This is a genomic window from Pseudomonas kairouanensis, from assembly GCF_004682055.1.
GTDB lineage: Bacteria > Pseudomonadota > Gammaproteobacteria > Pseudomonadales > Pseudomonadaceae > Aquipseudomonas > Aquipseudomonas kairouanensis.
This window is the reverse complement of sequence record NZ_QUZU01000024.1, coordinates 14,224-33,428: the sequence shown is the minus strand read 5'-3', so window position 1 is coordinate 33,428 and position 19,205 is coordinate 14,224. Positions and strand designations below refer to the sequence as shown.

The 19,205-nt window shown below is 58.6% G+C and carries 14 protein-coding genes; 10 read left to right on the top strand and 4 right to left on the bottom strand.

Annotation, left to right across the window (positions count from 1 at the left end; all coding sequences use genetic code 11):
- Positions 1-48 precede the first annotated feature (48 nt).
- From DYL59_RS18695 to DYL59_RS18665, 7 genes are all read left to right on the top strand, one after another.
- Positions 49-1,416, top strand: a complete 1,368-nt coding sequence (locus DYL59_RS18695) for a cytochrome C (RefSeq protein ID WP_135290499.1) — start codon at positions 49-51, stop codon at positions 1,414-1,416.
- Positions 1,413-1,925: a sorbitol dehydrogenase gene (locus DYL59_RS18690; RefSeq protein ID WP_135290498.1), complete on the top strand. Its 513-nt coding sequence runs from the start codon at positions 1,413-1,415 to the stop codon at positions 1,923-1,925. The genes DYL59_RS18695 and DYL59_RS18690 overlap by 4 nt, the downstream gene beginning before the upstream one ends.
- Complete coding sequence (locus DYL59_RS18685) at positions 1,922-4,132, top strand: GMC family oxidoreductase (RefSeq protein ID WP_135290497.1); 2,211 nt, start codon at positions 1,922-1,924, stop codon at positions 4,130-4,132. Before DYL59_RS18690 ends, DYL59_RS18685 begins: the two co-directional genes overlap by 4 nt.
- 318 nt (positions 4,133-4,450) lie before the next feature.
- Positions 4,451-5,692 carry a multidrug efflux RND transporter periplasmic adaptor subunit MexE gene (mexE, locus tag DYL59_RS18680; RefSeq protein WP_135290496.1) on the top strand — a complete coding sequence of 414 codons (1,242 nt, stop codon included), beginning with the start codon at positions 4,451-4,453 and terminating at the stop codon, positions 5,690-5,692.
- Positions 5,693-5,707: 15 nt separating this feature from the next.
- Positions 5,708-8,887 (top strand): efflux RND transporter permease subunit, encoded by a 3,180-nt coding sequence (locus DYL59_RS18675; RefSeq protein WP_135290495.1) that lies wholly within the window; start codon positions 5,708-5,710, stop codon positions 8,885-8,887.
- Entirely contained in the window at positions 8,884-10,299 is a 1,416-nt protein-coding gene (locus tag DYL59_RS18670) for an efflux transporter outer membrane subunit (RefSeq protein WP_135290494.1), read from the top strand. Before DYL59_RS18675 ends, DYL59_RS18670 begins: the two co-directional genes overlap by 4 nt.
- A 322-nt stretch (positions 10,300-10,621) precedes the next feature.
- Positions 10,622-11,140: a hypothetical protein gene (locus tag DYL59_RS18665; RefSeq protein ID WP_135290493.1), complete on the top strand. Its 519-nt coding sequence runs from the start codon at positions 10,622-10,624 to the stop codon at positions 11,138-11,140.
- A 61-nt stretch (positions 11,141-11,201) separates the two neighbouring features.
- Here the strand turns inward: DYL59_RS18665 and DYL59_RS18660 are convergent, their stop codons facing one another.
- The gene (locus DYL59_RS18660; protein ID WP_135290492.1) at positions 11,202-11,582 is read right to left on the bottom strand and encodes a hypothetical protein; all 381 of its coding nucleotides are present in this window, start codon (positions 11,580-11,582) and stop codon (positions 11,202-11,204) included.
- Between the two features lie 219 nt (positions 11,583-11,801).
- Positions 11,802-14,261 carry a hypothetical protein gene (locus tag DYL59_RS18655; RefSeq protein WP_135290491.1) on the bottom strand — a complete coding sequence of 820 codons (2,460 nt, stop codon included), beginning with the start codon at positions 14,259-14,261 and terminating at the stop codon, positions 11,802-11,804.
- Positions 14,262-14,741: 480 nt separating this feature from the next.
- Here DYL59_RS18655 and DYL59_RS18650 point away from each other — a divergent pair, with 480 nt between their 5' ends.
- Entirely contained in the window at positions 14,742-15,269 is a 528-nt protein-coding gene (locus DYL59_RS18650) for a hypothetical protein (protein ID WP_135290490.1), read from the top strand.
- Between the two features lie 54 nt (positions 15,270-15,323).
- On the opposite strand, the gene DYL59_RS18645 is transcribed toward DYL59_RS18650, so the two are convergent.
- Entirely contained in the window at positions 15,324-15,704 is a 381-nt protein-coding gene (locus DYL59_RS18645) for a hypothetical protein (RefSeq protein WP_135290489.1), read from the bottom strand.
- 237 nt (positions 15,705-15,941) lie between these two features.
- Positions 15,942-16,967 carry an AraC family transcriptional regulator gene (locus tag DYL59_RS18640; RefSeq protein WP_135290543.1) on the bottom strand — a complete coding sequence of 342 codons (1,026 nt, stop codon included), beginning with the start codon at positions 16,965-16,967 and terminating at the stop codon, positions 15,942-15,944.
- Positions 16,968-17,135: 168 nt separating this feature from the next.
- On the opposite strand from DYL59_RS18640, the gene efeU reads away from it, so the two are divergent.
- Both efeU and efeO read left to right on the top strand, forming a co-directional pair.
- Entirely contained in the window at positions 17,136-17,981 is an 846-nt protein-coding gene (gene efeU / locus DYL59_RS18635; RefSeq protein ID WP_135290488.1) for an iron uptake transporter permease EfeU, read from the top strand.
- Between the two features lie 10 nt (positions 17,982-17,991).
- Positions 17,992-19,194 carry an iron uptake system protein EfeO gene (gene efeO, locus DYL59_RS18630; RefSeq protein ID WP_135290487.1) on the top strand — a complete coding sequence of 401 codons (1,203 nt, stop codon included), beginning with the start codon at positions 17,992-17,994 and terminating at the stop codon, positions 19,192-19,194.
- The last annotated feature ends 11 nt before the right edge of the window (positions 19,195-19,205 follow it).

Below are 19,205 nucleotides of genomic sequence, written 5' to 3'. Positions count from 1 at the left end.
TCCATGACGGGCCCCTGTCTCCTGGCGCCTGATGCCCTGGAGATAACGATGAGAAAGGAAACCCATCGCCCCCGGCCTGGGTTCAGCTGCGCGCTGTTTGGTGCATTGCTGAGCCCGCTGGTCGTCGCGGCCCCCACGCTGTCTACGCAAATCCCCTTCGATGTCACGGCCACACCGCCATTTTCCCTCACCAGCCTGCAACAGAACTTCGATGAAATGTCGTGGCAGACGTTTATCGCGCTGAACTGGCCAGCCCTGGCCGACGGCAACCCCAACACCGGCGTGCAGATCGGCCAGCAGGACGCGGCCACGGTGTGGGAAAGCTACAAGGAGAGTTACCAAGTGTTCCTGCCTCAAGGGCAAAAACCGTTGCCTTTCCGTGCGCCGGCGGCTGTGCCCAAAGCCTGTGAGGGCAAGGGTTCGGGTCGTTTGCTGCAACAAATGGGCAAGGTTCCGGATGTGCTGGACGAGTTTATCCAGCCGTTTGAAAGCGGCCCGCTGGTGGACCAGAGCGGCGTGTACACGCGCAATGAAATCGTGGTCAACCAGTCGATGTTCGATGGCATCGTCAACAACGGCCTGTATAGCGTCCAGGGCCAGCAGGCGTTCTTTGCCGCCAGCCCGACCAATGCGGTGGCGTTCAGTTGCGGCAACCCGGCGACCAGCGAAGTGGGTTCGCTGATGGTCAAGGCGTCGTGGAAGGTGCTGGATGGCAACGACAAGCCTGGCAGTTTCCATACAGTAGATGCCTTGGTGTATACGCCGGGCAACAGCGACCCGAGCAAGGGGCCGGTGGTGGCCGAATCCTGCACGGCCGAGCCGGTGGGCCTGGTGGGGCTGCATATCGTGCACAAGACCACCAGTGCGCCGCAGTGGGTGTGGTCGACCTTCGAGCATGTCGACAATGTGCCGGAAAAAACCACGCCGCCCGCCGAGCGTAAAGGGCCTTACCTGTTCTACAACGCCAGCAACCATACCGAGGTCAACCAGCCGCCGCCACGCCCCTGGAACCCGGCAGTGAAGGCTACGCCGTCGCAAATCGTGCGGGAGATTCCGCTGACCGACGCCACCAAGGCGCTTAACAACACCTATCAGACCCTGTTGCGCACGGTGAACCCCAGCAGCGTTTGGGCCAACTACCAGTTGATCAGCACCCAGTGGCCCACCCTCAGCGGCCAGCCGCCGTGCCAGATCTCGGCCACGGTGCCGCTGGGCAAGCCGGCACCGTCGTTCCTCGCCAATGCCACGCTGGAGACCTATATCCAGGGCATCGTGCCCCAGGCCTCATCCAGTTGCATCGCGTGTCACGGTAACGCCGCCACCCATGTAACCCAGTCGCCTCGCACCAGCTTTGCGGACTTCACCTACCTGCTCGAACGTGCCCAATCCACCGGTGTGACAAGGAGTCAGCCATGAGTACCGACCTGGACAATTTCACCGGCCTGAGCGTAGTGCTCACCGGCATCAATCAGGACCTGTTGGCGCCCTCCGTGGACCCCATCGGCCTGCCCACCACCTTTCTCAACTTCATCGGCCCGCGCCTGGGGCAAGGCGTACTCAGTGCCCTGCTCGCCCAATACACAGCGCTGGTGGCCGAGCAGGCGACACCGCAGCAAATCGGCACGGCAATCCTGATGCAAAACGGCCAGCCCGCCCCGACGCAAACCGCCCAGGCCGCGCGCGCGATCATGAAACTGTGGCTGCTGGGGGTGTGGTACCAGCCTTACGCCCAAGGCGCGTTCCCCTCCGGTGAGCAAACCGTGGTCAGCGATGAGGCCTACACCCAGAGTTGGGCGTGGAATATCGCCCAAGCCCACCCCATGGGCTACAGCGAGTTCTTTTTTGGCTACTGGAACAGCCCGCCGCCGAGCCTTGAGGACTTCACCGGAGTACCCGCCAGCACACAATCAGGAGCATCGTCATGAGTACCGAACAAGCAGATGTAGTGATCGTCGGTGCGGGTCTGGCGGGCAGCCTCATTGCCTATCAACTGGGCCTGGCAGGTGTGAAGGTATTGGTACTGGAGTCCGGCCCGGAGATCCCGCCCAACCGCAACCAATACCTGGAGCGTTTCTACACTGCGACACTGAAGACCCCCGAGTCGCCCTACCCGCCCGTGAGCACCTTGAGCCCGGCGCGCAACCCCGCCGAGCAGAACGCGCCCCGCGCCACCATTGCCGACTTGATCAATGGCTGGAACAACCCCAACATCAGTTACCTGGTGCAGAAAGGCCCGTTGCCGTTCACCAGCACCTATGAGCGCGTGGGCGGCGGCACCACCTGGCATTGGGTCGCCACATGCCTGCGCATGCTGCCCAACGACTTTCGCATGAAGTCACTGTACGGCGTGGGGGTGGATTGGCCCATCGGCTACAACGACCTGCAGAGTGCCTATTGCCGGGCCGAAGCGGAAATCGGCGTGGCGGCCAATGTGGCCGATCAGGCCTACCTGGGCATCACCTTTCCTGCCAACTACGAATTCCCGATGACCAGCATCCCGCTGTCACTGGTGGATGGTAGTTTCGTCAGCGCGGTGCAGGGCCAGTCGTTCCAGGGTTTGCCCCTGGTGGTCAGCCCGACCCCGGCCGGGCGCAACTCCCAGCCGTACGCCGGACGGCGGGTATGCGCGGGCAATACCAACTGCACGCCGATTTGCCCGATCCAGGCCAAGTACGACGCTACGGTGACCATGAACAACGCGCTCAACACCGGCAATGTGCGGGTGCTGTACAAGACCGTGGCGAGCACGGTCACGGTGGCGGCGGACAAGACCATCAGCGGCATCGAGTTCATCCAGTACCAACTGGGCGATGGGCCAGCGACCGGTACGGGCGTAGCGGTGGGCCAGCGTTATGTGATCGCCGCCCATGCCATCGAAACGCCGAAACTGCTGCTCAACTCCACCAGCAGCGCTTGGCCCAACGGCGTGGCCAACAGCAGCGGCCAGGTCGGTCGCAGCCTGGCGGACCACCCGATCTACCTGGCGTGGGGCTTGATGCCCGAGGGCAAGACGGTGTTCCCATACCGTGGGCCGGTGTCCACCTCCGGCATCGAAAGCCTGCGTGACGGCGCGTTTCGCAGCCAGCGTGCGGCGTGGCGCATCGAGATCGGCAACGAGGGCTTCAACTGGCCGATTGGCGACCCCTACACCACCGTCGCCGACCTGATCGACGGCACCAACGTCAGCCGCACCAACCCGCTGCCCAATGCAGGCGGCGCGCCACAGGTGCTGTTCGGCACAGCGCTGGTGCAGCAGTTGAACAACCTGCTCACGCGGCAATTTCGCGTGGGTTTCCTGGTGGAACAAGTCGAGGACGACCCCAACAACGCCAACTGCTACATCGTGCCCTCCAGCCAATACAAGGACCGCCTGGGCATCCCGCGCCCGGAGATCCACTACGACCTGTCGGACTACACCAAGGAGGGTTTCAAACAGGCACGCATCCTCGCCAGCCATGTAATCACCGAACTGTTGGGTGCCACGGAACTGACCGCCGATATCGCGCCAGGGTTGTTCGATTACCAAGGCGAATCCTATTCCTTCCAGGGCGCCGGGCACCTGATGGGCACCTACCGCATGGGCGCCGATCCCAAGACTTCGGTAGTGGACAAATACCAACGCAGCTGGGACCACGCTAACCTGTTCCTGGTGGGCGACGGCGTGTTCCCCACCACCGGCACCTCCAACCCAAGCCTGACCATCGCCGCGCTGTCGATCCAGGCTGGCGACACCCTGTGCAACGACCTGAAAGCCACCACGGTGCAGGTGCAAGCCAACCAGCCCTGGCAAGGCACCGGCGTGCAGATCAGCGGGCCAAGCCCACGGTTGGTACGGTATGTGAGTGGAAAATGGCTGGCCAGCCCGGTGGGCGGCATCGTGGATGGCAATGGCAGCCCAGGCTTGATTGCCAAGGCGGGCTACACCTTGCCAGGGGCCAATGAAGGCGCGCTGATCGGGCGCGTGGGCAGTGGCGGCACGCCATTTTTGGTGGGGGATTTGGCAGAAATTCCGCCGGGGCAGATAGGGGAATTACAGCTGTGTATCAATGATGATCTTGAGGGCAGGTATGGGATTGGGTTGGGGGATAACCAGGGAGCGCTAACGGTGCAGGTGGGGTTTGGCGCGTTGTAGCCTGAGCAATCATACACGCACATCCAAATGTGGGAGCGGGCTTGCTCGCGAATGCGGTGGGTCAGTCACCTAATATATTGGCCGACACACTGCCTTCGCGAGCAAGCCCGCTCCCACATTTAAAGTGTATTGCACGCCCTGTAACAATCCTTTGTCATCAGCGACATTGATAGCACCCTAACGAAACCCCCATGCTAGAGGGCTAATCTCGCGCTTATATCATTCCGAATGATAGTTACCTTTACTTCATTCGATTCGTGACATAGCACCTCGCCGCGCATGATCCGCCCATCTCAAATACATTGGCGGATGCACCTCATGGAACAGTCACTCAAACATTTGCGCTTCCCCCTGGCGATTTTGGCCGTGGTGGTGATGAGCGCATGCGGCAAGTCCCCGGAACAAGCGGCCGCCATGCCTGCTGCGAGCGTCAGCGTGGCCAAGGTGCTGGAGCAACCGGTCAACGAGTGGGACGAATTCACTGGTCGCCTGGAAGCGCCGGAAACCGTGCAGATTCGTCCACGGGTGTCTGGCCAGATTGACCAGGTAGCGTTCACCGAAGGCGCTTTGGTGAAGAAAGGCGACCTGCTGTTCCAAATCGACCCGCGTCCGTTCCAGGCTGAAGTGCGTCGCCTCGAAGCCCAGCTTCAACAGACCCGCGCGGCCGCCACCCGCAGCGATAACGAAGCCCAGCGCGGTGAGCGTCTGCGCCAGAGCAATGCGATTTCCGCCGAACTGGCCGACTCGCGTACCACCGCCGCCCAAGAGGCCCGTGCAGCAGTTGCCGGCATCCAGGCACAGTTGGACCTGGCGAAATTGAACCTGAGCTTTACCCGCGTAACCTCGCCCATCAGCGGCCGTGTCAGCCGTGCCGAAATCACCGCCGGCAACCTGGTTACCGCCGATGTGACGCCGCTGACCAGCGTGGTCTCCACTGACAAGGTCTACGCCTACTTCGACGCCGATGAGCGCGTGTTCCTCAAGTACACCGAGCTGGCTCGCCAAGGCCGTCGCGGCGCAACCACCCCTGTATACCTGGGCTTGTCCAACGAAACCGGCAACCCGCACCTGGGCCAGATGAACTTTGTCGACAACCAGGTCAACCCCGCTACCGGCACCATCCGTGGCCGCGCCGTGTTCGATAACAGCAAGGGCGAATACACCCCTGGCCTGTATGCCCGCCTGAAGCTGGTTGGCAGCGGTACCTATTCGGCGGTGTTGATCAACGACGAAGCCGTAGGCACCGACCTGGGCAAGAAGTTCGTGCTGGTGATGGACGGCGACAAACCGGCTTATCGCTCGGTGGAACTGGGGCCGAAGATCGAAGGCTTGCGCATCGTTCGCAGCGGCCTGAACAAGGACGACACCATTATCGTCAAGGGCCTGCAGCGCGTGCGCCCTGGCTCGCCCGTCGCACTGGAAACGGTACCGATGGCCAGCAAGGAAACCCTCGCCGCCTTGGCTCAACAACGACAAGCCCTTGAAGCCAGCAACCTGGAGCAAGTGGCGCCGGATAAAACCGCGCCCAAGCTCGCAGTCGTTGCGGCTCCACGCGGTTAAGGGATACGACTCCAGATGAATTTTTCCAAGTTCTTCATTTCGCGACCGATCTTCGCAGCGGTGCTGTCGCTGCTGATCCTGATTGCCGGCGCGATCTCGCTGTTCCAATTGCCCATCAGCGAATACCCGGAAGTGGTGCCGCCCACCGTGGTGGTACGTGCCAACTTCCCCGGTGCCAACCCCAAGGTCATTGGTGAAACCGTGGCCGCGCCCCTGGAGCAAGCCATTACTGGCGTCGAGAACATGCTGTACATGTCCTCGCAGTCGACCGCCGACGGCAAGCTGACCCTGACCATCACGTTCGCCCTGGGTACCGACCTGGACAACGCGCAAGTGCAGGTACAAAACCGTGTCACCCGGACGCAGCCAAAGCTGCCTGAGGAAGTGACGCGCATCGGTATCACCGTGGACAAGGCCTCCCCCGACCTGACCATGGTGGTGCACCTGACCTCACCGGATCAGCGCTACGACATGCTCTACCTGTCCAACTACGCCATCCTCAATATCAAGGATGAACTGGCGCGCTTGGGCGGCGTGGGCGATGTGCAGTTGTTCGGTATGGGCGACTACTCCCTGCGTGTATGGCTGGACCCGAACAAGACCGCTTCGCGCAACCTCACCGCCACCGACGTGGTGACGGCCATTCGCGAGCAGAACCGCCAGGTTGCCGCCGGTGCACTGGGTGCCCAGCCGGCGCCGAGTGACACCAGCTTTCAATTGTCGGTCAACACCCAAGGCCGTCTGGTCACTGAGGAAGAGTTCGAAAACATCGTGATTCGCTCCGGCGACAACGGTGAAATCACCCGCCTCAAAGACATCGCACGGGTGGAGCTGGGCTCTAGCCAATACGCCCTGCGTTCGTTGATCGACAACCAACCGGCAGTGGCGATTCCGATCTTCCAGCGTCCGGGCTCCAACGCCATCGATATCTCCAACGATGTGCGCGCCAAAATGGCGGAGCTGAAAAAGAGCTTCCCGCAAGGCATGGACTACCGCATCGCCTACGACCCGACCATCTTCGTGCGCGGCTCCATCGAAGCGGTGATTCACACCCTGTTCGAAGCCCTGGTGCTGGTGGTACTGGTGGTGATCTTGTTCCTGCAGACCTGGCGCGCCTCGATCATTCCGTTGGTGGCGGTGCCGGTATCCTTGATCGGTACGTTTGCGGTGATGCACCTGTTTGGCTTCTCGCTTAACGCGCTGTCACTGTTCGGACTGGTGTTGGCCATTGGTATCGTGGTGGACGACGCCATCGTGGTGGTGGAAAACGTCGAACGCAACATCGAGCTGGGCCTGGATCCCTTCCCGGCTACCGAAAAGGCCATGGGCGAAGTGACTGGCCCGATCATCGCCACCGCGCTGGTGCTGTGTGCGGTGTTCGTACCTGCGGCCTTTATCAGCGGCTTGACCGGCCAGTTCTATAAGCAGTTTGCGTTGACCATTGCGATCTCCACGGTGATCTCGGCGTTCAACTCACTGACCCTGTCGCCCGCCCTGGCTGCGGTGTTGCTCAAGGGCCATGACGCACCGAAAGACCGCTTCTCCCGGTTCCTCGACAAGGTGCTCGGTGGTTGGTTGTTCAAACCCTTCAACCGCTTTTTCGACAAGGCCAGCCATGGCTACGTCGGCACCGTTCGCCGGGTGATTCGCGGCAGCGGTATCGCCTTGTTCCTGTACGCCGGCCTGATGGTGCTGACCTGGTTGGGCTTTGCCCACACGCCAACGGGTTTCGTACCGGCCCAGGACAAGCAATACCTGGTGGCCTTCGCCCAACTGCCGGACGCCGCCAGCCTGGATCGCACCGAAAACGTGATCAAGCGCATGTCCGACATTGCCCTGAAGCAACCGGGTGTGGAAAGCGCCATTGCGTTCCCGGGCCTGTCGATCAATGGGTTCACCAACAGCCCCAACAGCGGCATCGTGTTCGTGACCTTGAAGCCGTTCGATGAGCGCAAAGACCCGAGCATGTCGGCAGGCGCCATTGCCGGTGCATTGAACGGCAAGTACAGCAGCATCCAGGAAGCCTACATGGCGATCTTCCCACCGCCGCCGGTACAGGGCCTGGGCACCATTGGCGGGTTCCGCCTGCAGATCGAAGACCGTGGCAACCTGGGTTACGACGAGCTGTACAAAGAAGTGCAGAACGTCATTGCCAAGAGCCATAACGTGCCTGAACTGTTCGGCCTGTTCACCAGCTACACGGTCAACGTGCCCCAGGTGGATGCGGCCATCGACCGTGAAAAAGCCAAGACCCACGGCGTGGCGATCAGCGACATCTTCGACACCCTGCAGGTCTACCTGGGCTCGCTGTATGCCAACGACTTCAACCGTTTTGGCCGTACCTATCAGGTCAACGTGCAGGCTGAACAACAGTTCCGCCAGGACCAAGACCAGATCGGCCAGCTGAAAGTGCGTAACAACAAAGGCGAGATGATCCCGCTGGCGACCTTCATCAAGGTCAGCGACACCTCGGGGCCGGACCGCGTGATGCACTACAACGGTTTTATCACCGCAGAAATCAACGGCAACGCCGCACCGGGCTACAGCTCGGGCCAGGCTGAAGCGGCGATTGAAAAACTGTTGAAAGACGAACTGCCCAACGGCATGACCTACGAGTGGACCGACCTGACCTATCAGCAAATCCTCTCGGGTAACACGGCGCTGTTTGTATTCCCGCTCTGCGTATTGCTGGCGTTCCTGGTACTGGCCGCCCAATACGAAAGCTGGAGCCTGCCACTGGCGGTGATCCTGATCGTACCGATGACGCTGCTGTCGGCCATCACCGGGGTGATCATCTCGGGCAGCGACAACAACATCTTCACCCAGATCGGCCTGATCGTACTGGTGGGCCTGGCATGCAAGAACGCGATTCTGATCGTCGAGTTCGCCAAGGACAAACAGGCCGAGGGGCTTGACCCACTGGCAGCAGTATTAGAAGCCTGCCGCCTGCGTCTGCGGCCGATCCTGATGACCTCGTTCGCGTTCATCATGGGTGTGGTGCCTCTGGTGATGTCCACAGGGGCCGGTGCTGAAATGCGCCATGCCATGGGCGTGGCGGTGTTCTCCGGGATGATCGGTGTGACCTTCTTCGGTCTGTTGTTGACGCCAGTGTTCTACGTACTGATCCGTCGCTATGTAGAGCGCCAGGAGGCGCGCAAAGCGGCCAAGGCCTTGAAGCTGGAGACACAGCAATGAGCGTGAAAGTATTTTTGCCGAGCTTGCTGGTACTGGCGCTGAGCGCCTGTGCCGTGGGCCCGGACTACAAGACCCAGAACCTGGAGGCGGCCAATATCACGGCCGCCGCCGACACCAAAAGTTATGACCACGCCAAGTACGAAGGTATCTGGTGGCAGCAGTTCGACGACCCCACCCTCAACCAACTGGTGACCCAGTCGTTGAGCGGCAACCGCGACCTGCGCGTGGCCTTTGCCCGCCTGCGGGCAGCACGGGCGATCCGCGATGATGCGGCCAACGACATCATGCCAGTGGTCACCTCCCGGGCCAGCAGCGACGTGGGCAAGGGCCAGATTCCCGGCCAGACCACCAAGCGCGTCAACAGCGAGCGCTACGACCTGGGGCTGGACATGGCCTGGGAAGTGGATTTGTTCGGGCGTATCCGCCGTAACCTGGAAGCCAGCGACGCGGATCAACAAGTCGCCGAAGCGGACCTGTACCAACTGCAAGTCACCATGATTGCCGAACTGGTGGATGCCTACGGGCAACTGCGCGGTGCGCAACTGCGTGAACGTATTGCCCTGGACAACCTGAAGAACCAGCAGGAGTCGCGCACCATCACCGTGAGCCTGCGCGATGCCGGTGTTGGCGATCAGTTGGATGTGGAACGCGCCGATGCACGCCTGGCGGCCGTCGAAGCCAGCGTGCCGCAACTGCAGGCCGAACAGGTGCGCGAGCGCAACCGCATCGCCACCCTCCTCGGCCAGCGCCCCGACAAGTTGACTGTGGACCTGAGCCCCAAAGACTTGCCAGCAATCGCCAAGGCGTTGCCGATTGGTGATCCGGGGCAGTTGCTGCAACGTCGCCCGGACATCCTCAGCGCCGAACGCAAACTGGCCGCCGCCACCGCCCGTATCGGCGTGGCCAAGGCCGACCTGTTCCCACGGGTCAGCCTCAGCGGCTTCCTTGGCTTTACCGCCGGGCGTGGTTCGCAAATTGGTTCGGCCGCCGCCAATGCCTGGTCCTTGGGCCCGAGTATCACCTGGGCCGCCTTCGACCTGGGCAGCGTGCGCGCCCGTCTGCGCGGCGCCAACGCCGAAGCCGACGGCGCCCTGGCAACGTACGAGCAACAAGTGCTGCTGGCCTTGGAAGAGTCCGAGAACGCGTTCAGCGACTACGGCAAGCGTCAGCAGCGCCTGGTGTCGCTGATCCGTCAGAGTGAATCCAGCCGCGCCGCCGCCGACCTCGCGGCGATCCGCTACCGCGAAGGCACCGTGGACTTCCTGGTGCTGTTGGACGCACAGCGCGAGCGGTTGGCGGCGGAAGACTCCCAGGCCCAGGCCGAGGTGGATTTGTATCGCGGGATTGTGGCGATCTACAAGGCACTGGGGGGTGGCTGGCAGCCGGATACGGTGGTGGCCAGCGCCAAGTGATTTGATTTGAAGAGCTCCTTTGGTTGGTCGCATCCAGCCAATTTTTAGCCCTGCGGCCCATTCGGACGCGGGGCTTTTTTTTGATGTGGCATTTAATGCAATTCGTAGGGCATATCCTAAAAAACAATAGGATATATCTGTGGGTAAAATAGTCATGCAGTGTAGGTATTTTCCTAGTCCCTTGCGATGCAACTAATACGCAGCATTCAGGCCAGGGTCAAAGCGGTTAAGTTCGAGCATAAATGGCGTTGACGACAGTTAAAGTTAATCTGCTTTTTGTCGACGATGTACATGTGACTTTCGACAACCGGAGGGTGTCATCATGGCGTTGGTATTGAACGAAGCACCGCTCACCAAAGCAACCCAGGCGTATGTGATAAAAAATCCGAATCAGGTGACTAATGGCTTTACGATAAACGACGATTATATGGCTGCTGAAACACTGAAACTCAGAGATCAGGAACAAATCGCGGAATTGAAGAATTACGTGAAGAACTTCGACATGACATCCATCAACACTCAAGATCTAAAAAAAATCGGACGCGCACTTTACGAGAATGACATTATCAATATTCACGCCTACCGAATGTTTATAGAGGGCAATCTAGCGTTTGACGAGAAAGGCAAACAGACGGCAACACACGTTGAATTTAATGCAATTGCCTTATTCAGCGAACGCCTGCAAGACTACAATGATTTTTTAAAAAAACATCCTGAAAATGCAACCAAGGAAAATCTTGAATGGCGACAAGGAATGATCGCGGCAAATCACGCTGTGGGTGCGTTATCGTACTTTGCGAACTCAGTGCGCAGCGATTTATCCATTCATGAGAAGGCTTGAAGGTTCATCTCACTGCACAGTGCGCTAACGCCCAATTAGCGCACTGCCCGTTCACTTCAGTTCAACGCCCGTAATTAACTGTCCCCGAGTAAGGCTTCGCGAAGTCGTCAGGGTTGACCAACACTAATCTATAGGTGCCGTGGGGGCCTGAAAATGATGCGCGTGTCCCGTAGTTCCCGCCTACTTGCTGCCAAGAGGACCCGATCAAGCGCTGAATGCTCATAAGCGCACCCTTTCCACCCCCGCTAATTGATAACGTGATGTCAATCGTTGCGCCAATACACCCATTAGCGGCTGTCATTGAAAACGGGCCATAAGCCTGTTCACTGGAACTTGCCTGAAGCACCCCACCATAGCTATCAGTTATATACAAACACGCCGCATACATCTGAGCCGAAGCAAACATCAACAACAATACTGGAATTGCGATAAGACGTTTCATAACCTCACCTCAACATTAGTCGTTAGCTTCCATATGATTCGCCGCAATCCAGCCATACACAGGATTAACGGACACTCTTAATTGTCCGCAAAAAGACATCCAGCTCAAGCCCTGCACTTCCTAAAAACACGAAGGAATGCACTGTCATACCCAACATTAGGAACAAGTAAGAAACCTCCTAGTCCCGTCCCATATCGGGGAGTTCCCGGCTGACAATATTCAGCTCCACTTGAATACTTCACGCACGGAATTGACCAATGTCCGGGTTGCCGTTCCTGCCGGAGAAACTTTTCCAAAAACGCCAACAATATGTCCGGTTTGATCATCCCGTGCCACGAGAAAGGCAGGTGCGCCATGTTGAGGACCTGAGGTTTTTTCAATAATACGCACCGCCACGGTTTCCTTGATAAGTCCGCCCTCGGCCTTTGCGTCTGCATCGCTGATTGCCTGCATGTTGGCCTCAAACAGAGCGCGATTGTTCTTGGCCTGATCGAGTAATGCAGCAACAAATAACGTCGAGTCGGCGTTGTGCTTTTGCGGCTCTCGGGCAAACAAACTGACCGTGCCATCTGTGGCGTCGGCGCTCAGGTACCGGAAGTCCTTGGGGTCGGTGGATTTGCCCAGGTTCAACAAGTCCACAATGTCTTCCCTGGCACCGCGCAATTTGGCGGCATACACAAAGTCTTCATCCGCTGGCATGCCGTGGCTCATTTCGTGAATCAGGGTATTGGCCAGGGTCTCATCGCTGTTGCCCATGTCACGGTAGTATTGCAACGCGCCGTCCACGTTGACTTCAATGTATTTCTCTTTGACCGCACCGGCTTTGTATTCGGCATAGCTGGACGGCTGCAACTGTGCAGACCAACCCAAGCCTTGGTCATGCAGAAAGTCGATGTTAGCCAATTTGAGTTGGCTCAAATCGGCCTTCATCAATTGTTGCTTGCGTTGCAGTGCCGTTAGCGTTTCGGGCGTATCTGAGCCATAAAACAGTCGGGCAATTCGTTTTGTGTCGTCGATATGGTTTGGGTCAGCCGCGGTGCGTATGGCCGCATCGAGTCTGGCTCGCGCCAGTGGTAACGCACGCTCAATGGCCTTACGACTCACCTCGGTGTTGGAAAGCGCTGGGCGGGGGATCGGCGGTGTTTGTGAGGGCGCGGCGAGTGACGCCCTGCGCATCTGCTTGGCGCCCTTTCGCAGGCCATTTGCAGTGACCGTTGCAGAGCCTGCGGCCACTCGGGGCTTGTTCAGATGCTTGAGCAACTGACGGATTATCCGTGGTGTTTTCTTCTGTGCCTGCTCGGTGACAAACCGGTAGTAACCCAACGCTTGGGGAATGCTCTTGAACGGATACCGGATACCGTTGGCAAATGGCCCGGCAAGCGGAGCAGCCATGAACGCGCCAGCCAACGCCGCAGAGACGATAGCTTCCTTGAGGTATTCATCCGCCTGATCGGGGCGATCGCTGATTGCCGCCTGTCCGGCGCTCGCGGCTACATACGCGCCGGAAGTCATAAGGCTGGTCATCAACATGAACAGTTTCGACCCCGTACCGGGCGAGGCGAATGCCCCTGCGGTCGAGTATATCGTCAGCAGGGTCTTGGCGATGTCCAAGGCATTCAGGTCCGATTGCTCGCCCTCGGTAAACACCAAGGTGTCGATGTCCGACTTCAAGCGCTGCATCAAGCTCTCGTAAAAACCCCGGGTCAGTGCGTCAACACTGGGTGTTGCACGGAAGGTAAAAGGGTTGGCATACACCTGGCCCTGCGTCGGCCCCACACCCAGCCACGGCATGCTGGAGCGTGACCGCTTCTTCAACGCGTAGGCATCTTCCTTACCCTTGTGCCGGTACTGCTCATACACCGGCAACTTGGACAATACCCACTGTTTGAAAGCATCGGACGTGGGATACACCGGCACTTGCTCGCTCAAGGGGTGGCCGAATTTGAGGTAATGATTGGTTGTTGTGCCAATGTCAAAATGTGCAGCGTCGTCCACGCTAAACAAGATCCCCCCCGCCTTCACCGGAATAAGGAAGACACCATTCAAGGTTTCGCCGTGAAATTTCACCTCCCGTGCCTGCAGCTTGCCCGCCAGGAAATCGGCAACCGCAACGTAGGCTTCGGACTTGGGGTTGGCATGGTTCAGATAGCCGAGGCAGCGTTGCATCACTTCGCTTTTGTAGAGTGATTGCAGGCCCGTTTTTTTCGCTGGATCTGCGCGATAGGCGTCCAGCGCAGTGGTCATCTGGGTTTCCAGATTCTTGCGGGTCAAGTGATCGATCAACGCTTGGTGTTGATGCCCGACCACCCGGTAACGGTCGCCAAAAGCACGTCGCCAGGAACGCACCTCATGCTGATAACTACCCGTCACGATTTCGTTAAGGGTGAAATGACGCGTTTTTTTGACCGGTGCCTCGTGACGCAAATTAGGGTTAGCCGGCACCAGCGGCGCGTAGTCGACCCCAACCAGGCTGTCTGGCGTGAGCCCCGTCGAGATGCCGGATTTCGCTTCATACTCAAGAATACCGACCTTGATCTGCGCCTCTATAAACGCGCCGGGATGCAAGATCGGTGCGTACAGATCCAGACGTCTTTCAAGGTTGTCTCGCGCCATCCTTGCGAAGGTGCGCGGTGCTTCGCGGCCCTTGCTGTGAGCCTCTGATTCCTTGCGATAGGCCAACGCCTCTCTCCGGCCGCCGGAGCTGCCCGCAGGATCGCCAGCGTGGAGATTTGGATTGATTGACCGGGACAATGTTGAGGTGGGCAGTGATAACAATACGATGTCCTCTCGGGAGCAAATATCAAACACCCTGGAGCCACAAGGTTGCTGTTGAAATAAGAGAAGTCCGAGCGGGTTGTAGCTCTTGGGCTGGGCCTTTGCGGTATGGGTAATACCTGGTGGAAAGGACAGCTAGTTGCTAGCATCGAATACCCAACCCGAAAGCGTAAGGCATTTCCCAAACATACGTAAGAATGATCTGTAGGTTTATTCAAGCGAACTTATAGGAAAACTCCTATCCCGTGATGACACCTGCATCTAAAGCGCGACACGCCTTAAACACTATTAAGCTTTGTGCGCCCCCGCACTATTCAAACGACTAAAGCCGCACATTTTTCTGCCGAAACATGGAGACAACCCTAAATCATTGGAGGTTTCAAGATGACTTACGTAATGCTGACGGTAGAGCAACTTCGACACACAAAAGCGACCAACCCCTTTGTGATCAAAAACCCGGACCAGGTTACCAATGCGTTTACCTCGACCGACAAACAAATGGCGGCCGACAAGCTGAAACTGACTGAGCGGGAGCAAATCGAGGAAGTTAAAAACTTGGTAAGGGGCCACGACATGACGTCCATAAGCTCGAAGGATTTGCGGGAGATAGGTTTGGCACTTAACAGAACCGGGCTTATTGACGACGAAACGTTCTGGGTATTTTCTAACGCGCTATTGGCCACCGATGAAAACAGCAAGCCTACGTTACAGGATGTTAAATTTAACGCGCTCGCATTATTCAACGAACGCTATGAAGAATACCGTGATTTCCTAGAAAGTAATCCTCGCGATGTCAACAAAGGGACCTTGGAGTGGCAGCAAGCTCTGGTTGCGGCCAACCATGCCATTAGCGCACTGTCATATTTCTCCAACTCAACGCGAGCAGACTTGGCAATTGATGAGCGCGCCTGAATTATGCGTTAGCAGTACGCCATACTCTTATGGCGCACTGCTCATCATCACTATTCAGCGACCATACTGAACGGTGCCAAAATAAGTACTTATTACCTCAGAGGTATTTTTGAGTACCACGCGATAAGTACCATGCGGCCCGGAATAAAGCGCCCAGTTCCCGTAGGTTTCCGTCACACCCAACCAATTGGAACCTACCAGACGCTCAATAACCATTTGAATTCCTTTTCCCGTCCCTGTCGGATTCAGCTTCGCATCAATGGTCGCACCAATGCATCCATTAGCTCCTGTCATTGAGAAGGGCCCATACACCGCTTCTGCCGTCTTCGGCTGCAGAATGCCTACATAGCTGTGGGTTAAATATAAACACGCCGCAGACACTGGAGCGGAAGCCAAGAACAACACCAACATTGGAATTACAAAAAAAAGCCTCATAATTTCACCTCAACATTGCTGTTAATCACTCGCACACGAACACGCCTGAATCTCTAGACATCCACCAGCGCACTTCGCAGCGACGTTAAAACTCGGCAAGCCGCCGAATTCATGAGCTCTTATTGTTGTGTGAATAGAGAACAACCACAAGTAACGCACTTCCTAAAATCACGAAGGATCGCTCTGTCATACCAAAACCCAGGAACTTGTAAGCTCTATCTTACTCCCGCCCACCACTCACTGATCACGCCCAACCTCATTCAAAATCAAACTCCGATAATGCCCTGGATTCGACCCCGCCCACTTGCGAAACGCTTTATAGAACGAGCTGGTATCCGCAAACCCCAGCCGCGCAGCAATCTCGGCAAAACTGATCTGGGGTTCAGCCAGCCATACGATGGCAAGCTCCTTGCGCACGGTGTCTTTGAGCCCCTGGTAGGTCTGCCCCTCTTCCGCCAGGCGGCGACGCAGGGTAGAAGCGGAGATACACAGGCTGGTCGCAAGGCCTTCGGTTTCCGGCCAGGTGTCGGGGGGCACTTGGCGCAGGTCGTGCTTGATGCGTATCGCGAGGCTGTCGGGGTCGCGGTATTTGACCAGGATATTGGCCGGTGCGTGGGCGAGGAAGCGCGTGAGTTCCTCGGTGCTGCGTTTTACCGGCAGGTCGAGGCAGTCGGCGGAAAAGATCATGCGGGTGCGTGGCCGATCGAAGCGCAGGTTGTCGGAAAACATCACCTGATAGTCGTCGCAGAAGTCCGGTCGTGGGCAACGCAATTCAACCGCGAGAATCGGAATTCGCCGCCCCGCCAGCCAACAGGCCACACCGTGGACGATCATCCAGTAGGTGAAACAGGTAAACGCCCGCTTGGGTTGGTCTTCAGGCTCCAGCAACACGATTTCAGCCAGGCTTTGTTGGCGCATCAATTGTGCGGGCATGCGCTCCAGCATCAGCGACAGGAAACCCAGGCCGGTTTCCAGGCTCGCCCCCAAGTTCGGTTGTGCCATCGCCACCCGACAAAGAAACGCCAGGCTGCCGGACTTGAGCTTGCGCGGGTCCATGCCAAAGAACTCATCATCCATGCGCCGCGCCAGCAATCGCCAAAAGCGCGCGTAGGACGTAGCGGACACCCGTGCAGCGGGCTGCTCCAACAACAGCGGGTCAATGCCGGCTTTACTCAGCACCTCGACCGTGGCAGCACCGGGTGCGCAGCTCTGCAACAAAGCTTCGCGCACGAGCTGGATGGAGATGGTGTCTTTTTCCGACATGGGGGGGGCGTGCATCCAGCGCTGCAAACAAGGGCCTGCATCATAAGGTGGCTTGCGCTTTGCCACCACCGTTCAGCCCGTGTTCAGCAAACGTCAAGATTGCTTGTTTAGTAATGAGTATCATTATGTTACAACTTAGCCTCCTATCTAGTTGCGATGCGGTGCCGAATGCTTGTTCCTTTTCTGATCATGCTGCGCGAAGGCATTGAAGCCGCCCTGATCGTTGGCATTATTGCCAGTTACCTGCAGCAGACGGGCCGCGGCCAGTGGATGCCCGCCGTGTGGATTGGGGTGTTTCTCGCCGCTGCGCTGGCCCTGCTGGTAGGCGGTGGCCTGGAACTGGTCAGCGCCGAATTCCCGCAGAAACAACAGGAACTCTTCGAAGGCATCGTCGGATTGGTCGCCGTGGGCATCCTCAGTTCCATGGTGTTCTGGATGCGCAAAGTGGCGCGCTCTATCAAACATTCCCTGCACGAATCCCTCGATCACGCGTTGGCCGGTTCCAGGCACCAGGTCACGGCGTTGATCCTCATGGTGTTTTTCGCCGTGGCACGCGAAGGTTTGGAAACCGTGTTTTTCCTGTTGGCAGTGTTCCAACAGAGTGAGGGTCCCAGTGCGCCGATAGGTGCCCTGCTCGGCCTGATCCTCGCGATTATCGTTGGCTTCCTGATTTACACCGGCAGCATGCGCCTGAACCTCGGGGCGTTCTTCCGCTGGACCGGCCTGTTTATCCTAGTGGTCGCCGCCGGCATCCTGGCCAACTCGGTGCAGGCCTTGCACGAAGCGGGTGTGTGGAACCATCTGCAAACCGTCCTGTTCGATTTCAGCGCCGCACTGCCGATGGACAGTCCGCTGGGCTCGGTGCTCGCCGGTATGTTCGGTTATCAGGAAGCCCCGACCGTCAGCACCTTGGGCGCCTATCTGATCTACCTGGTGGTGGCGCTGGTGATGTTCTTCCTGCCGGCGGCACCGGCCAAACCCTTGGCCAAACATTCTTCCGTTTCCACCCAGTAAGGACCGCCTCTTGTCCAGCCCAACTCCTCAACCGGCTTCGCCACCCCGTGCCTTGCGCTGGGCCGTAGCAGGCTCGGTGGTCGTGATGATCGCCGCCGGTGGCCTGTTCTATTACGCCTCGCAACTGGCCGCGAGCAAGCGCCAGATCAACCACAATGAAATCGCCGTGACCATTCATGGCCATGCCTGCGAGCCGAATGCACTCAGCGTCCCTGCCGGGCGCGCGAGCTTTCGTATCATCAACCGCTCCGACCGCGCGGTGGAGTGGGAAATTCTCGACGGTGTGCTGGTGGTCGAAGAGCGGGAAAACATCGCCCCCGGCCTGAGCCAGGTGATCAACGCCAACCTGCTGCCCGGCGACTACGCGATCACCTGCGGCTTGCTGAGCAACCCGCGCGGCACCTTGCATGTCACACCTACCGCCGAATCCGACGCCCAGGCAAAGGCCAAACCGTCGATGGTGGCGTTTATCGGCCCGTTGTCTGAATTCCGTGTGTACTTGAGCAGCCAGGGCAGCGCACTGGTCAAGGCGACTACCGCCCTGCAGCAGGCCATCGACGCGGGTGACCTCGCCCAGGCTCAGGCGCTTTACGTGCCGGCCCGTGAGGCCTACCAGCGCCTCGCACCGGCGGCCCAACGCCTGGCAGAGCTGGATAACGCGATCAACGCCCGCGCCGACTACTTTGAAAAGCGCGAGCAAGACCCGGCCTTCGGCGGTTTCCATCGCCTTGAATACAGCCTGTTCCAGCAGCGCAGCCTCGACGGCCTGGCGCCGATTGCCCAGCGCCTTGTAGCCGACGTCACCACCCTCAAACAGCAGCTGCTGGCCCAGTCCTTGCCGCCGGAACAGCTGGTGAGCATTGTGGTGCGCAACCTCAACAGCCTGGCGGATGTGCGCGCCGTCAGCGGTGAAGAGGAGCGCTACAGCCACCTCGACCTCAACGGTTTTGCCGCCAACCTGCAAGCCGCCCACAAGGTGGTCGACCTGATGCGCCCGCTGCTGAGCAAATCCGCAGCCGACCTGCTGCCAAAAGTCGATAGCGCCCTCGCCGCCTTCGATACCGAGATGCAAGGCTTCAAGGTCGAAAAAGGCTACGCAAGCTACGACAGCGTTACGGCCGATCAGCGCAAGCAGATCGCCGACAAGGCCAAGGCCCTGGCCGCCGCACTCGATGGAATCGACCCAGCCCTTGGCCTTTCCGGCCTGCAGTGAAGATGACCGCA

What these genes read in the sequence shown, in the direction of transcription:
- DYL59_RS18695 (WP_135290499.1), top strand. Translation starts at nt 49, where the DNA reads ATGAGAAAGGAAACCCATCGCCCCCGGCCTGGGTTCAGCTGCGCGCTG.
- DYL59_RS18690 (WP_135290498.1), top strand. Translation starts at nt 1,413, where the DNA reads ATGAGTACCGACCTGGACAATTTCACCGGCCTGAGCGTAGTGCTCACC.
- DYL59_RS18685 (WP_135290497.1), top strand. Translation starts at nt 1,922, where the DNA reads ATGAGTACCGAACAAGCAGATGTAGTGATCGTCGGTGCGGGTCTGGCG.
- mexE (WP_135290496.1), top strand. Translation starts at nt 4,451, where the DNA reads ATGGAACAGTCACTCAAACATTTGCGCTTCCCCCTGGCGATTTTGGCC.
- DYL59_RS18675 (WP_135290495.1), top strand. Translation starts at nt 5,708, where the DNA reads ATGAATTTTTCCAAGTTCTTCATTTCGCGACCGATCTTCGCAGCGGTG.
- DYL59_RS18670 (WP_135290494.1), top strand. Translation starts at nt 8,884, where the DNA reads ATGAGCGTGAAAGTATTTTTGCCGAGCTTGCTGGTACTGGCGCTGAGC.
- DYL59_RS18665 (WP_135290493.1), top strand. Translation starts at nt 10,622, where the DNA reads ATGGCGTTGGTATTGAACGAAGCACCGCTCACCAAAGCAACCCAGGCG.
- DYL59_RS18660 (WP_135290492.1), bottom strand. Translation starts at nt 11,582, where the DNA reads ATGAAACGTCTTATCGCAATTCCAGTATTGTTGTTGATGTTTGCTTCG.
- DYL59_RS18650 (WP_135290490.1), top strand. Translation starts at nt 14,742, where the DNA reads ATGACTTACGTAATGCTGACGGTAGAGCAACTTCGACACACAAAAGCG.
- DYL59_RS18645 (WP_135290489.1), bottom strand. Translation starts at nt 15,704, where the DNA reads ATGAGGCTTTTTTTTGTAATTCCAATGTTGGTGTTGTTCTTGGCTTCC.
- DYL59_RS18640 (WP_135290543.1), bottom strand. Translation starts at nt 16,967, where the DNA reads ATGTCGGAAAAAGACACCATCTCCATCCAGCTCGTGCGCGAAGCTTTG.
- efeU (WP_135290488.1), top strand. Translation starts at nt 17,136, where the DNA reads ATGCTTGTTCCTTTTCTGATCATGCTGCGCGAAGGCATTGAAGCCGCC.